At 66.0% G+C, this 14,605-nt stretch carries 11 protein-coding genes and 2 pseudogenes; 5 read left to right on the forward strand and 8 right to left on the reverse strand.

The features are described from left to right. Positions 1-145: 145 nt before the first annotated feature. A complete protein-coding gene (locus ABIC28_RS17745; RefSeq protein ID WP_097209672.1) occupies positions 146-1,150 on the forward strand; it encodes an inorganic phosphate transporter in 1,005 nt (334 codons plus the stop codon). Then, positions 1,150-1,791 (forward strand): hypothetical protein, encoded by a 642-nt coding sequence (locus tag ABIC28_RS17750; RefSeq protein ID WP_354580116.1) that lies wholly within the window; start codon positions 1,150-1,152, stop codon positions 1,789-1,791. Before ABIC28_RS17745 ends, ABIC28_RS17750 begins: the two co-directional genes overlap by 1 nt. A 36-nt stretch (positions 1,792-1,827) precedes the next feature. Here the strand turns inward: ABIC28_RS17750 and ABIC28_RS17755 are convergent, their stop codons facing one another. From ABIC28_RS17755 to ABIC28_RS17765, 3 genes are read right to left on the reverse strand one after another with little or no spacing between them, the layout of a single operon-like run. Beyond that, on the reverse strand, positions 1,828-5,046 hold the full coding sequence (locus ABIC28_RS17755; RefSeq protein WP_097209674.1) for a beta-phosphoglucomutase family hydrolase: 3,219 nt from the start codon (positions 5,044-5,046) through the stop codon (positions 1,828-1,830). Between the two features lie 23 nt (positions 5,047-5,069). After that, entirely contained in the window at positions 5,070-5,975 is a 906-nt protein-coding gene (locus ABIC28_RS17760) for a universal stress protein (protein ID WP_097209675.1), read from the reverse strand. A 42-nt stretch (positions 5,976-6,017) separates the two neighbouring features. Next, positions 6,018-6,893 (reverse strand): universal stress protein, encoded by an 876-nt coding sequence (locus ABIC28_RS17765; protein WP_097209676.1) that lies wholly within the window; start codon positions 6,891-6,893, stop codon positions 6,018-6,020. A 238-nt stretch (positions 6,894-7,131) separates the two neighbouring features. On the opposite strand from ABIC28_RS17765, the gene ABIC28_RS17770 reads away from it, so the two are divergent. After that, positions 7,132-8,112 (forward strand): Acg family FMN-binding oxidoreductase, encoded by a 981-nt coding sequence (locus ABIC28_RS17770; protein WP_354580119.1) that lies wholly within the window; start codon positions 7,132-7,134, stop codon positions 8,110-8,112. A gap of 18 nt (positions 8,113-8,130) precedes the next feature. Here ABIC28_RS17770 and ABIC28_RS17775 read toward each other — a convergent pair whose 3' ends face one another. Next, the gene (locus tag ABIC28_RS17775) at positions 8,131-8,589 is read right to left on the reverse strand and encodes a GNAT family N-acetyltransferase (RefSeq protein WP_181320849.1); all 459 of its coding nucleotides are present in this window, start codon (positions 8,587-8,589) and stop codon (positions 8,131-8,133) included. A 214-nt stretch (positions 8,590-8,803) separates the two neighbouring features. Here ABIC28_RS17775 and ABIC28_RS17780 point away from each other — a divergent pair, with 214 nt between their 5' ends. Both ABIC28_RS17780 and ABIC28_RS17785 read left to right on the forward strand, forming a co-directional pair. After that, positions 8,804-9,442 carry a response regulator gene (locus ABIC28_RS17780; RefSeq protein WP_097209679.1) on the forward strand — a complete coding sequence of 213 codons (639 nt, stop codon included), beginning with the start codon at positions 8,804-8,806 and terminating at the stop codon, positions 9,440-9,442. Between the two features lie 49 nt (positions 9,443-9,491). Then, positions 9,492-11,227: pseudogene (locus ABIC28_RS17785) on the forward strand (GAF domain-containing sensor histidine kinase). Between the two features lie 106 nt (positions 11,228-11,333). Here ABIC28_RS17785 and ABIC28_RS17790 read toward each other — a convergent pair. The 4 genes and pseudogenes from ABIC28_RS17790 to ABIC28_RS17805 all read right to left on the reverse strand — a co-directional run. After that, positions 11,334-11,702 (reverse strand): annotated as a pseudogene (locus ABIC28_RS17790) (hydrogenase maturation protease); the annotation flags it as partial. Beyond that, positions 11,699-12,991, reverse strand: a complete 1,293-nt coding sequence (locus tag ABIC28_RS17795; protein ID WP_354580122.1) for a Ni/Fe hydrogenase subunit alpha — start codon at positions 12,989-12,991, stop codon at positions 11,699-11,701. The pseudogene ABIC28_RS17790 and the gene ABIC28_RS17795, both read right to left, overlap by 4 nt. After that, a complete protein-coding gene (locus tag ABIC28_RS17800; RefSeq protein WP_097209683.1) occupies positions 12,984-13,775 on the reverse strand; it encodes an NADH-quinone oxidoreductase subunit B family protein in 792 nt (263 codons plus the stop codon). The genes ABIC28_RS17795 and ABIC28_RS17800 overlap by 8 nt, the downstream gene beginning before the upstream one ends. Beyond that, complete coding sequence (locus ABIC28_RS17805) at positions 13,775-14,605, reverse strand: FAD/NAD(P)-binding protein (protein WP_354580124.1); 831 nt, start codon at positions 14,603-14,605, stop codon at positions 13,775-13,777. Before ABIC28_RS17805 ends, ABIC28_RS17800 begins: the two co-directional genes overlap by 1 nt.

Consider the following 14,605-nt stretch of genomic DNA (forward strand, 5'->3'; position numbering starts at 1 on the left):
TCCCGACGTCATCGAGGACGCCATGACAGCCGCGCTTTCCTATGGTCCGCGTGGACTGGCGACGACGACATTCACCGACAGGCCTGAGTCCCCTGTACCTCGACTGCGACGCGCACCCAGCGGCGCTTGCCCCACGGACTGAACGATGGAGATTGCCCTGCTCCTGGCGATCGCGACGACATTCGCGTTCGACCTCACCAACGGCTTCCACGACTCGGCAAACTCGATCGCCGCGCTCGTCGCCACCCGGGCCGCCCGCCCCGGACACGCACTGATGCTCGCCGCGGCCGGGAACTTCGCGGGACCGCTGCTCGTCGGAACGGCCGTAGCCGACACAGTCGGCGGGGTCGTCGAGTTGCCCGCAGATACAACGATCACGGCGGTCGGCGCCGCGGTCACGGCGGCGATCGCGTGGAACCTGCTGACGTGGCGGCTGGGGCTGCCGTCGAGTTCGTCGCACGCTCTCGTCGGTGGACTGGTCGGCGCGTCTCTGGTCGCCGCGGGCACAAGCGGTGTCCACTGGGGCGGGTTCACCGACGGGCACCCCACGGGCATCGTGGGGATTCTCGTCGGCCTTGCAATCTCCCCCGCCTTGGGTGCGCTCGCGTGTGCACTTCTCGGGGCGCTCGCGTGGAGGCTCATGCGACGGGCCCGGCATCGCACACTCGACCCGGTTCGCAAGGGAGAATGGGTCACGGCCGCCACCCTCGCGTTCAGCCACGGAGCCAACGACGCGCAGAAGTCCATGGGCGTGATCACACTCCTTCTGGTCGCGGGCGGGCAGCTCACAGAATTCACGGTGCCGTTGTGGGTCAAGCTTGCCGCCGCGACGAGCCTGACCGCCGGTACCGCATTCGGAGGCTGGCGGATCGTACGGACCGTGGGCCGCGGCGTGTACCGGATGACTCCGCTCGATGGACTGGTCAGTCAGGGCGGCGCCAGCAGTGTGATCCTCGGGGCGGCGCTGGTCGGCGCACCGGTGAGCACCACGCACGTCGTCGCGGCCGGCGTGGTAGGTGTGGGGGCACAGCATCGCAAGCAGCACGTCCACTGGAAGGTGGTCAAGGAGATGGGCTCGGCATGGATCGTCACGCTACCGGTGACCGCACTGCTCGGGGCGGCGCTCTTCCCGGTGTGGGAGGCGATCTGATGCGCTGGCCCCGCCTACCGACATCCTGGTTCCTGCCACGTTCGTTCGACGTGCTGAGCAAGTTGCATGCGCAGCTCGCGATCGTGGAGCAGGGCATGCAGGTCCTCCAACGGTGGGGACACGGGGAGGCCGCGACCCGCGATGCCGTCACGGAGCTCCGGGTCATCGCCGCGGCCGAGCATGCCGCACGTCGCGATCTCAACATCGCGGTCCGCGACAGTTTCAGTACTCCGCTCGAGGCGGAAGACCTGTTCGAACTAGGGGAACGTCTCGGCGAGGTCACCGAGGCCGGGTATGCGCTGATCCGGGAGTCGGAGTTGTCGTGCTCAGGGCCGACATGCACCAAACCGGACCCGTGCCTGGTCGCGCTACTCGACACACTCGCCGCGGCGGCTGTCCCCCTTGCGGAGGGACTTCGAGCACTGCCGGGTGGCGCCGCAGCGATTTACGCAGATCGCGCGATTGAGGCATTGTCGCCCGCAGAGCACGCGTACCGCGCCGCGATCGCCGACCTCGAGCATGAGCCCGACCTCCGGACGGAGGCGCGCCGGCGGGAGCTGTATCGCCGGGCCGAACACTTGCATGACGCGATCCTTCGGGTGTCGCGGCGCACCTGGTACGCGGTGTACAAAGCTCAGTGAGGAAAGCCGCTCCGCTCCCAAGGACGAGGCCATCGCTCATGCGGGACCGGAGATCGTCGCGCCTGCCGGGAGGGTGTGGACCGTGTCGTGGATCGCGACCCGGACCGGTGCTGCGGCACTCTGATTCGTGGAGACCGTCACGGCGGTGTGGTCGCACCGTATGTGCATCCAGTGGTCGCGGTAATGGATGTCGAATGCGAGGGCACGCAACTCGGTCGGCAGCTGGGGGTGTAGCCACAGCACGCCCTCCCGTACGTCGATGCCGGAATAGCAGCGCTGCAGGATGTCGATGCTGCCCGCCATCGCGCCAAGGTGTATCCCCTTTCGCGTGCTCGCGACCGGCCGCTCACCGAGATCGCAGGCGAGCGCCTCGCCCAGCATCTGCCATGACTGTCGGCGGTTCCTCCGCGACAGCACCCAGGAGTGCACGATTCTGCTCAGCGTCGATCCGTGCGTCGTGCGTTGGAGGTAGTAGTCGACTGTCGCGGGAATCACCGCGGGATCGAAGGCGTAGCCGAGTGTTTCGATCAGCGATGTGAGCTCCTCGGCACTGAACAGATAGAGCAGCATGAGGACGTCGGCCTGTTTGGACACCTGGTATCGACTCGTCGAATCTCCCTCCGCTTCGAGGATCAGGTCGAGCCTTCCGATATCCCGGTACCGCCTGCGGTAGTCGTCCAGCGGCAGCTCCGTGAGCCGGCCATATCCCTCGAACTGACTCAGCACGCCAGTGTCGAGGAACTCGAGACGCAGCCGCCGCGCCATGTGGTCCCAGAGCCGGAGCTCGTCGCCATCGACACCCAGCTTGTCCCAAGTGCGACGGTCGGCGTCCGGACCCAGGATCCGATGGGCGTCGAGAGCGCGGGCGAGCGACCACGCCAGCATCACATTGATGTAGGCGCTGTTGTCGATGCCGCTACCCGGACTGTCCGGATATCCGTCGTGGAACTCGTCCGGGCCCATCACCCCGCGTACGTCGTAGCGGTCGGCCTCGGCATCGTATGTCGCGAGGCTCGCCCAGAATCGCGCGTTCTCCACGAGGAGCTCCGCGCCGAAGGCGGTGAGGAAGCCGAGATCGCCCGTGGTCTCCCAGTAGTGCCACACGTTGTAGACGATCGCGAGGTTGATGTGGAACTGCCGTCGCGAGTTGTCGGGCACCCATCGGCCGGAGATCGGGTTCAGCAGTGCCAACGGCGTCTCCTCGCGGCCGTCGCTGCCACTCTGCCAGGGGAAAAGTGCACCCGCATATCCGAGTGCCCTGGCGTGTTGCCGAGCGACCGGTAGTCGCCGGAAGCGGTAGAGCAGCAGTGCGCGCGTGAGTTCGGGAAGTCGCAGTGTGAGGAATGGAAAAACGAACAGTTCGTCCCAGAAGATGTGGCCACGGTAGGCCTCGCCGTGCAACCCTCTCGCCGGAACGCCCACATCCAGGTCTGCCGTGTGTGGCGACAGGGTCTGCAGAACGTGAAACACGTCGACATTTGCCGCCTGCTTGGTCCCGTGATCCGCGTCCGGCGTCATCTCACATCGTGCCCAGAGGTTGCTCCAGGCGGCAGCGCTGGCGGTGAGCAGTTCGTCGAAGGAACCGGCCGAGGCAACCGCCTGCACCGCGGCCGCGAGCGGTTCCGAGATCGCCCTGTCCTTCGACGTGTAGACGGCTACTGCCTTGTACACGGTGACTTTCGCCGCGCGACCCGCGGCGAAGGACTGCTCGAGATGGATCCCGTGGTGCGAGGCATCGATTCGTTGGTTCTCCGTGCCGGAGTTCTCGTCGTTCATCGACGACGTGGTTCTGCACGCTACTACCACCCGCACACGCGACTGTGAGGTGTGAGCGCTGAGCCACATGATGTTCGGGGGTTCGACGCCCGACTCGACCGACTCCAGGTGGCGGCCGTTGAGGGGGCGGTACTCCGCGACATTGGTGTTCTCGATATCGCCGTCGAGGCCCGACCGCACCGTGAGTCTTCCGGACCAGTTCTCGGCCACGATGGTCGTTTCCAATGCCGCGAGGTGGGGCGTCGCCATGGATACGAGGCGCCGCTGCCGTATCCGGGTTCGTCTGCCGTCCGGATCCCGATACACCGTCTCGCGCATGAGCAGTCCCCGCCGCAGATCGAGACCGATGTGGTGATGGTCCATTGCGGTGTGCTCCGGCGTCAGCCAGGGGCCGTCGTCGATTCGGAAGGCCACCGGTAGCCAGTTGGGAACGTTGACGATGCTCTCGTCCTCGCGTTCGATGCGCCCGATCCTCGACGTCACGCGGTTGTAGCATCCGGCAACGTATGTGCCCGGGTAGTGCACCGCATCGGCCCTCGCCTCGGGCAATGCTCCCCTGGTCGCGAGAAATCCGTTGCCCAGTGCGAAAAGTGACTCTCGTGCACCCTGAACGGCCGGTTCGAAACCGACGTGCTCGAGAAACCACGCCGGCGAGGTGGTGTGCGCGCACAGTTCGCACGACGAGTCGGGGGACGAGCCCGCACGCACCGTTCCTCCTATGCTCCAGTCGAGTTCGTCGAGTCCTTCCACGACAATCTGCGCACCACTGCCCGCCAAGGCCGAGGCCCTTTCCGGTGGAGCGATTCCGATGACCAATCCGAAGCCACCTTTGTGGGCGGCGGTGACACCGGACTCGGCGTCCTCGATCACGACCGTTCGGTTGGGGTCCGTCTCCAACCGCCTCGCGGCTTCCAGGAACAGTGCGGGATCGGGCTTCCCGGGCAACTGCAGACGTGCGGCATCGATTCCGTCGACCCGGACGTCCACCTCGTCGAGCAGGCCTGCCCGGGACAGGACCTGCGCGGCGTTTCGACTGGCGCTGACAACGGCGACGCCGACACCCACGCTGTGGAGGCTGTGCAGGAGTTCGACTGCCGGTGCGAAGGTGCGCACGCCCTCGGTCCGGAGCAGGTCGTGGAACAACTGGTCCTTGCGCTCGGCCAGGGACCGTACGCACAGCGGGTTGGCCGCGTCGGGATCCGGTTCGTCGGGGAGGGAGATCGACCGGGCGGCGAGGAATGAACGGACACCGTCGGAGCGGCCCTTTCCGTCGACGTACGCCCGATAGTCCGCGGCCTCGAACGGCGGTTGTGCTGGGTGATTCCGTGCGAGGAACTCGTCGAAGGCCGATTTCCACGCCCGTTGGTGGAGGGTTGCGGTGTCGGTGAGGACCCCGTCGAGGTCGAACAACACCGCCCGATAGGTGTGCCCGGCGATGAGCACGCCCGAATCGGGTTCGGTTCGCCACTCAGATGTCATACCTCCACCTGGGGGTCGGCAGGCTACTCGGGCGCGCGGACGATCATGAGCGGGCAGTCGACCAGGTGCAGCAGGGCCCTGCTGGTCGATCCCAGCAGCATCCCCTTGAACCCGCCCCGCCCGCGACTGCCGACCACCAACAGTTGCGCGTCGTTTGAGATGGCAGCCAGTTCCCGGACGGGTTTGTCCTGCACGACGACTCGGCGAATGCCCACCTCGGGAAACTGTTCCTTCCAGCCTGCCATCCGTTCGGCGAGCGCCACGTGTTCCTGGGCTTCGACGGCGGACCAGTTGACCGGGAGGCAAGTCTCCCGGTCGCCGAAGGTGGTCGACGACAGGTCTACGTCGGTCCAGGCGTGGACTGCGGTGACGTCGGCCTGCCGCAAAGACGCCTCCTCCATCGCGGCCGCGATCGCGGGCTCGCTCGTTGGTGTTCCGTCGACACCAACGATCACCGGTCCATCCAGCACCGGCTTTCCTGGCTCCGGAAGACCTTTGACGACGACAACTGGACACGGGGCGTGGGCCGCAACCGCCGAACTGACTGATCCCACGATTCCGCCGGTGAGTTCCCCGAGCCCACGCGAGCCGACGACGAGCATCCGTGCGTCCTGCGCAAGGTCGAGCAGCAGGGGTGCCGGGCGGCCGCCGAGCAGTGCGGTCTGTACCGTCACCTCACCGAGGCGCTCGCTCTCGGAGTGCGCGATGTCCGTGGCATCGCGAAGAAGTCGTCCCCCCGCGACCTCCTGCTCCCCGATGTAGATTTCCGCCGAGGACGCCGATCTGAAGACGTCGAACGGCTTCGCATAGATGGCAACGAGCCACAGTGGGCTGTGCCGTAGCGCCGCGTCCACTGCGGCCCACCGCACCGCGTTGTAAGACCCGGCCGAACCATCGACCCCGACCAGGATGGGTGTTGCCGTGGTCATCGAGCGACCTCCTCCATTGTGCGCGCCGGTCTACCTCGGATCTCAGGCCCGCACGATCAACAGGGGACACGAGACCGAGTGCAGTAGCGCCCGACTGGTCGAGCCCAGGAGCATGCTTGCGAAGCCGCCGCGTCCCCGGCTGCCCACGACGACGAGCTGAGCGCGCCGGGAGTATTCGAGCAACGACTTGACCGGCTCCTGCCTGACGACGATCGAGTGCACATGCACGTCTGGATAGTCATCGGCATATCCGGCAAGGCTTTCCGACAGGGCCGCGGCCTCACGGGACTGGATCGGCTCCCAGTCCAGTCCATCGTCAGAGAACCGTGGCGGCAGGGTGAGGTCCGACCAGGCGTGGACAGCAATGAGGTCGGCCTTGCGCAGAGACGCCTCGAGGTAGGCCTCTGCGATTGCGGGTTCGCTGTTGCGGGTGCCGTCCACACCGACGACGACCGGTCGGCGCGTGACCCCTTCCGGCTCCGCCAGCGCCTTGACCACCGCTACCGGACACCGGGCGTGCCCGACGACGGCGGAGCTGACCGAGCCGAGGAGTCCACCGGTGAACTCGCCGAGACCTCGAGATCCTACGACCAGCATGCTCGCGGTCTCGGACTGCGAGAGGAGCGTGGCGGTGGCGGGCCCGGTAAACAGTTCGGTGTCGATGCTCAGGCCCTCCCCGGCGGCGAGCCTGGCGTGCGCGGCCGCGGCGCTCAGTCTCTCCTTCGCCGCCGTTTCCTGTTCGTTGTAGAACTCGGGCGGCATTCCGATCGGCACCGCGTAGGAGCCCGGGACGTACATCGTCGTGACGATCTTCAGTGGTGCACCACGTGCGACGGCGCACTCGGCCGCCCACCACGCCGCGTCGGTGGCTGACTGCGAGCCGTCGACTCCGACCACGACAGGTGAATGGGCTTTCATGTCCCCTCCTCGGGTTCGCATGCGACGCACTGCGTGGCGCTCTCCCTCATCGTTCTCGCCTGGCGCGGCGCTCGACAAGGGTCTTTGGTCATTGCCGGTCACGGCGCGCTCGTTGTCCGTGACCGGCGCCGGGATTGATGACCATCGGCCCTACGGACACCACGGGACCCTGACGAGACTCGTACTCAGAAGGCATCGCCGACACATCTCGCCCACCTCGACCGGCACGGAGGCAACAGTGAACACGACCGTTCCTGACGCGAACGTGATCCAGATTGCCGTCGACCTGGCCTGTCGCGCGCCATCTCTGCACAACAGCCAGCCTTGGCGCTGGCACTATTCGAGCGGTCGATTGGACCTCTTCGGCGACCGCTCGCGCCTGCTCGGTGAAGCCGACCCCTCGGGCCGTCAGCTCGCGATCAGTTGTGGCGCCGCCCTACATCACCTCGAGATCGCGATGACCTCGCTACGGTGGCGAAGTGAGGTGACGATACTCCCCCGGCGGGAGCCGCCCGGGCCCCTCGCGTCGCTTCTGTTTCACCGTGACGCGCACCCGCAATCCCACGATTTCGACCTGCTCACGGCCATCCGGCGCCGGCGCAGCGACCGACGGCCCTTCGCTCCTCCCCCGCCTGCATTCCTCGGCCAGTTGGATCGCTACCAGGATCTCGCGGCGCAGTACGGCGTAGACCTCGACGCGCTCGGACCACAGGAAAGGAGCGCCCTGGCAGCGGCGACCCAGGCAAGTGCCGCGGCCAGGCGGTACGAAGCCGGATACCAAGCCGAACTCCACTGGTGGGCGGGGCACGATCGGCCGGACGAGGGAATTCCGTCGGGCGCCCTGGCCACCGCCTCCGAGAGCGCCGATGTCGCGGCCGGACGCCCCTTCCCGACGCCGATGAGGAGCGAATCGACGCAGTCACGAGGGCCCGATGAGTCGAGCGTGCTTCTGCTCAGCACACACTCCGACACGAAAGCCGAATGGCTTGCCAGCGGAAGGGCATTCTCCGCCATTGTTCTCGATGCCACCGTGCGTCAGCTGGCGACCTGCCCCCTGACCCACCTCACCGAGGTGAGGCAGAGCCGCGAACTCATCCGGGGCCTGGTGTCGGGAGTGGGTACGCCTCAGATCCTGATCCGCGTCGGCACGGGGGGCGCACCCGCTTCCGTCCCAGAAACCCCACGTCGCCCCCTGATCGAAGTTCTCAGCATCGATTGATCGACGTATCCGATGCAATCAGGTCGATGCACCGTACTCGGGGGGCCTGATCTCGATGTGTACTGCCGACCCTTCCCGCCGTCGAGTTGTCGGCAACCCGGACTCCGCGATCACACGGAGCATCGTCTGGTTCACCGCGAGTACCTCGGCGATGAATGTTCGGACGCCGTTTCGCTCCGCGAGGCACGTCAGCCGTGCCAGCAGTTCGGATCCCACACCGTGCTGCTGATGGCCGTGTTCGACCGCCATGGCGAGTTCGGCTGTCGAGGGATCATCCAGGATCACATAGTTCGCCGCGCCGATCAGCACGCCGGACTCGAACGCACCGAGACCGCAGTGGGCCGGATCGTGCCGCGTTGCCTGCTCGGCCACCGAGTTCAGTCGTCCGGGCCGAGTGGTGAAGAACCGTAGATACGAGTCGTGGTCGTCCAGCGATTCGTACAGTGCCTGGACCTCGGACGCATCGTGCGGCCCCAACTCCCTGATCGTGACCGAGGACGCACACCGCGCAGGCGATGGACTGGGGCGCGGGTCCGGCATGGTGACTCCCTCACGGTTCGAAGATCAGACTAGTTCGCTGTCCGTTCGGGGAAAGAGACCTTTGTCGTCGGATTCGGTGACCTTTCGACCGGTCCGCGCACCATCCGTTGTCGTACGGTGGAGGAACGTCGCCGCTGGCGGGAGGTACCGCATGATCACCGTGTTTCTGGTGGACGACCATGAGGTCGTGCGCAAGGGGTTGTGCGACCTCTTGGAGGTGGACCCCGACCTGAAGGTGGTGGGTGAGGCCGCCACCTACGCGCAGGCACACAGCTTGATTCCCACGGTCCGCCCCGACGTCGCTGTGCTCGACGTGCGCCTGCCCGATGGCAATGGAATCGAGCTGTGCCGGGAGCTCATGTGCTTGATGCCCGAGTTGCGCTGCCTGATCCTCACCTCGTACACGGATGAGGAGGCGATGCTGGACGCGGTGCTGGCGGGCGCGCATGGGTATGTCATCAAGGACATCAGGGGAATGGAACTGGCGAAGGCCGTTCACGACGTCGGAACGGGCCGGTCGCTGCTCGACACGCGCGCAGCCGAGGCGTTGATGTCGAGGCTGCGGTCGATGCACGAGGACCCCAATCCCCTGCCGAGCCTGACCGATCAGGAACAGGTGTTGTTGTCCTTGATCGGCGAGGGTTTGACCAATCGGCAGATCGCCGCGCGCATGTTCCTCGCCGAGAAGACCGTGAAGAACTACGTCTCCCGATTGCTGACCAAACTGGGCATCGAACGGCGTACCCAAGCCGCCGTACTGGCCGCGAAGATGACGCCTCGGCACGGGTGATCGGGCTGAGTACGCCTATTCGCCCCGGTCAAGTGGAAGAATCGGCCAGGTGACGCCTGGCGAACCCGGCACCGGCGACGGACAGGGCCCTCCGAGGCTGTCCGCCCTCTCCCAACTGCGGCTGCGAGAACTTCTGACCGAAGTTCAGGACCGCATCGAGCAGATCGTCGATGCGCGGGATCACATCGATGCACTGATGAATGCCATGCTCGCTGTCGCGTCGGGGCTGGACCTCGAGGAAACCCTCCGTTCCATCGTGCATGCGGCGATCGGCCTCGTGGATGCCGGCTACGGCGCCCTCGGTGTCCGCGGATCGGACGATGACCTCGTCGCCTTCATCTACGAAGGCATCGACGAGGCGACCCACACACTCATCGGTGACCTACCCCGCGGGCGCGGAGTGCTGGGGTTGCTGGTCCAGGAGCCCAAACCCATTCGGCTCGACGACCTCACGGCTCACCCCAGCTCCGTTGGCTTCCCGGAGCACCACCCGCCCATGAGGACCTTCCTTGGCGTGCCGATTCAGATCAGGGGGGAAGTATTCGGCAATCTGTACCTCACCGAAAAGTCGGGCGGGCAGGTCTTCACCGCGGACGACGAGGTCATCGTCGAAGCACTCGCCGCGGCAGCGGGAATCGCGATCGACAATGCGCGTCTGTACCAGGAATCGCGAATCAAACAGTCCTGGCTCGAGGCCACCAGGGAGATCGCAACCCAGCTGCTCGCCGGCGGCGCGCCCGTAGACGTTCTCCAGACGGTTGCGGATCGAGCACGAACGCTCACCGCCTCCGACAGCGTCCTCCTGGCGGTTCCCGACGATCCGGACCTGCCCGCCGACGAGGTCGATAGGCTCGTGGTCAGTGTCTCCAACGGCGCGCTCTCCGATGCAGTCGTCGGTACGAAGATCCCACTCAAGGGATCGAGTTCTGGTGAGGCATTCAGGACTCGTCAGCCGTTCCTGGTCGACAGACTCGCCTTCGACCCGGGGTTCGAGGACTCCGAGCAGGTCGGACCGGCAATGGTGCTTCCCCTGCGCGCGCAGGATTCGGTCGCCGGGGTGCTCGTCGTCCTGCGCGCCGAGGGGCGGGAGCAGTTTGATCCCGAGCAACTCTCGTTGATGGCCGCGTACGCAGACCAGGCGGCGGTCGCACTCCAGCTGGCGAACACGCAGCGGCGGATGCGCGAGCTCGATGTCGTTGCCGACCGGGATCGAATCGCCCGCGACTTGCACGACCATGTCATACAACGCCTCTTCGCGGTCGGACTGTCCCTGCAGAGCACTCACCAACGGGCCAAGTCGACCGAGGTACAGCGGCGACTGTCGAACTCCATCGACGACCTCCAGGAGATCGTGCAGGACATCCGGACGGCCATCTTCGATCTGCATTCTGGAGACGAGGGGGCGGGCAGGCTCCGACGACGACTGCACGAGGTGATCGCCGAGACGACCGCAGATGCCGGACTGCGCATCACGATTCATATGTCCGGGCCTTTGTCGGTGGTCGACCCGAACCTTGCCGATCATGCGGAGGCCGTCCTACGGGAAGCCCTGAGCAATGTGGTCAGGCACGCCTCCGCGACCGCGGTCACCATCTCGGTGAGCGTCCTCGACGATCTCACCATCGAGGTGACGGACGACGGGATCGGTATCTCGGCCGACGCTCGCCGCAGCGGCCTCAACAATCTTGCATCTCGGGCGATCGACAGCAACGGATCGATCACCGTCGAGAGGGGGGGTCCGGAGGGACGACTCTGCTGTGGTCGGCGCCGCTCCCGAATCTCTGACCAACGCCCCTGGGGACAACAGCGGAACGTCTTTCCCCGGGAACAGTGTGTCGACCACTGCGCGAGCGACGATCGGTGCGGCACGCGCGACGTCGGGTGACAAACCCGGGCCGTGTGCCATGTCAGCGACCTCCACGCCGATGATCACCAACCTGTCCGGCATACGACCGATCGCATGTCCCAGTGCGATCGCTGCGCCCAGATCGAATCCGTGGGTGCCAGTGGCGGCGGTGGTGTCAAGATCAGCCGGATCCAGGACGTGGACCCGACCGGGCTGCGGAAACTCCATCCTCAGCGCGTCGAGCACCACGGCGACAGCGGCGCCGCTCCACGACTCGATCAACTCAACCGGATCGCCCTGTGAGATCAGGACCTGCGCGGGGAGGCCGCCACGGCGGAGTGCACGTGCTATTGCCGGGCCCACGCCGTCGTCGCGGCGGAACTCGTCGCCCAGAGCAATGAGTACCGCCGTCATCGTCGGTCGATTGTGAGATCGAGGAAATGTGTTGCGCAGGAGATGCACGGGTCGTGGTTGCGGATAATCCGCTCGCACAGGGATGTCAGTTCAGCATCGTCGAGATCGAGGTGCCGCTCGATGACGCCGGCGAGCTCGTGTTCGATCGCGGATTGATTCTGCGAGGTGGGCGGGACGATCACCGCACGTTGAATCACGCCGCTGTCGTCGAGATCGTACCGGTGGTACAGCAGGCCGCGTGGGGCCTCACTGACCCCGTGGCCTGCCGCTGCCCGCGGACGCATCTCACGGGCCGGCTGTGTCGGCCGCTCGTAGGAATCGATCAGCCGGAGTGCCTCGTCGACGGCATAGACGACCTCGACGGCTCGGACGACGATGCTGCGGAATGGATTTCGGCACTGATCACCCAGTCCCGCCGCGGCGGCGGCCTGGCGTGCGGTTACCGACAAATGCGCGTTGTTGAGTGAATACCGTGCGAGTGGTCCGGCCAGAAAGCGCTGTCCGTCCAGCCGCGCGTGCAGCGCAGTGGAGTGGGGTACCTGATGTTCGATGACGTGGTCGGGGAAATCGGTGGCAGGGAACTCGGTGCCGGTCGAGGTGTGCACAGTGCCGGACTCGATGGCGTAGCGGTCGGGCTGATTCAAGGCGATCATCTCGTACGGGAGTTCGTGGTCGGGGAAACCGAATCGGCCGACCCACGCGACGGTGTCCAATGCGTCGTCGAGTGCGTATCGCAGTTGTTCTCGCAGGGGTGTGAGCTCATCGCGGGTGGGCGTTCGGTAGAAGCCGCCGACCCGCACGTTGACCGGGTGGATCGGACGACCGCCGAGCAGCTCGAGGATCGCGTTACCGGCCTTCTTCAGGGCCAATCCCCGCTCCAGATGTGCGCGCTCGGTGCGTGCGAGCGCGATCGAGTCGGCGACGCCGAGGAAGTCCGGGGCATGCAGGAAGAAGATGTGCAGCACGTGGCTGGCGATCCACTCCCCGCAGTAGAGCAGTCGGCGCAGCCGGACAACTGCGTCGTCGGGTGGGGCGTTGCAAGCGTCTTCGATGGCGTTGCACGCACTGACTTGATATGCGACCGGACAGATTCCGCATACCCGTGAGGTGATGTCCGGCGGCTCTCGAAAGTCGCGGCCGCGCAGGAAGGACTCGAAGAATCGGGGTGGTTCGTAGATGCTCAGCTCGGCGCGTTCGACGCGGCCGTCTCGGACCGAGATGCGTAGCCTGCCCTCGCCTTCGACGCGAGCCAGGGCACGTACGATCAGGCGTCTGTCCTCGTCACCCATGAACCGTCCCCTGCTCGTCGGTGTCGCGGTGGGTGAAGGATATGAACTCGGGTGCGGCGACGTTGAACGTGGCCAGCACCCTGTGGATGGCCGCGTCGTCCATGCCGCAGATGCGCAGCCAGGTGGCCATCGAGGCGAGATTCGGCCCTTTCATCGGTCCGAAGCACCCGTAGCAGCCGCGGTTGTGCGCCGGGCACAGCGCGCCACAGCCGGCGTGGGTGACGGGGCCAAGGCACGGTGTCCCGTCCGCCACCATGACGCAGGTCAAGCCGCGCCGTTTACATTCGTTGCAGACGCTGGTGTTGGGAGTGTCGGGTCGTCGACCTGCGAGAAATGCGGTGAGCACCTCGAGTAGCTGGCGCCGGTCTATGGGGCAGCCGCGTAGCTCGTGGTCGACCTGCACATGAGCGGCGATCGGAGTGGACGTCGCGAGGGTGTCGATGTACTCGGGTGAGGCGTAGACACTTTCCGTGAACTCCTTGATGTCGGCGAAATTGCGCAGCGCCTGGATCCCACCGGCCGTCGCGCACGCCCCGATCGTCACCAGAAACCTCGACTGTTCCCGGATTCGATGGATGCGTTCGATGTCCTCAGCGGTCGTGATCGAACCCTCGACGAGTGAGAGGTCATAGGGTCCGTCCACGGTCGCGCTCGAGAACTCGAGGAAGTAACCGATGGTCATCTTTTCGGACAGTGCGAGGAGTTCGTCCTCGCAATCGAGCAGTGAGAGCTGACATCCGTCACACGAGGCGAACTTCCATACCGCCAGAATCGGTTTCGTCATCACAGCTCCCGAACATGGAGTAATGGCCCTGCGGTCGCGTAGTCGACGACGGGGCCGTCGCGGCAGAGGAGGAGTTCCCCGAGTTGGCAGTGACCGCACAACGCGATGCCGCACTGCATGTTCCGCTCGAGCGATACGCGGACATCCTCAGCGGCGACCCCCTTGCCGATCAGTACCCGTGCTGCGAATCGCATCATCGGTTCCGGCCCACACAAAAGGGCGGTTGTCCGTCCCGGGTCGAGAGAGAGCCGTCCGACCGGTTCGGTCACGAACCCGACCGGACCGTCCCAGTCGCCGGTCGGCTGGTCGACGGTGATCTCCAGATCGATGGCCCCCGAAGCGCCCCACGCGTCCAGTTCTCTGCGAAAGAGGAACTCATCGGGACTACGCGCACCGACCACCAGGACCACCCGGCGATATGCCTCACGTCCAGCAAGGATTGCCAGCAGAGCGGATCGCACCGCCGCCAACCCGACGCCCCCGGCCACGATCACCACGTCGCGGCCCGCGCATGAACCGAGATCCCATCCGGTGCCGAATGGCCCGCGAACGCCGAGCGCCGACCCCACGGGTGCGTCGTGAATTGCGCGACTGACGGCGCCGACGGCACGGACGGTGTGCTGCAGTTCGGGGGCCGCCGGGTCTCCGCTGATGGAGATCGCGACCTCACCGACTCCCGGGACGGCCAGCATCATGAACTGCCCCGGATCGAAGGTGGGCAGTGCCGCTCTGACCGGAACGAGAGTGAGAGTCACGGAGTCGTGGGTCTCGGTCGTTCTGTCGCCCACCCGATACCGGGTGGGCACCATCGGATCCGACGCGGGGGCCAT

The sequence above is a fragment of the Rhodococcus sp. PvR044 genome (assembly GCF_040548995.1).
GTDB classification, from domain to species: domain Bacteria; phylum Actinomycetota; class Actinomycetes; order Mycobacteriales; family Mycobacteriaceae; genus Rhodococcus_G; species Rhodococcus_G oryzae.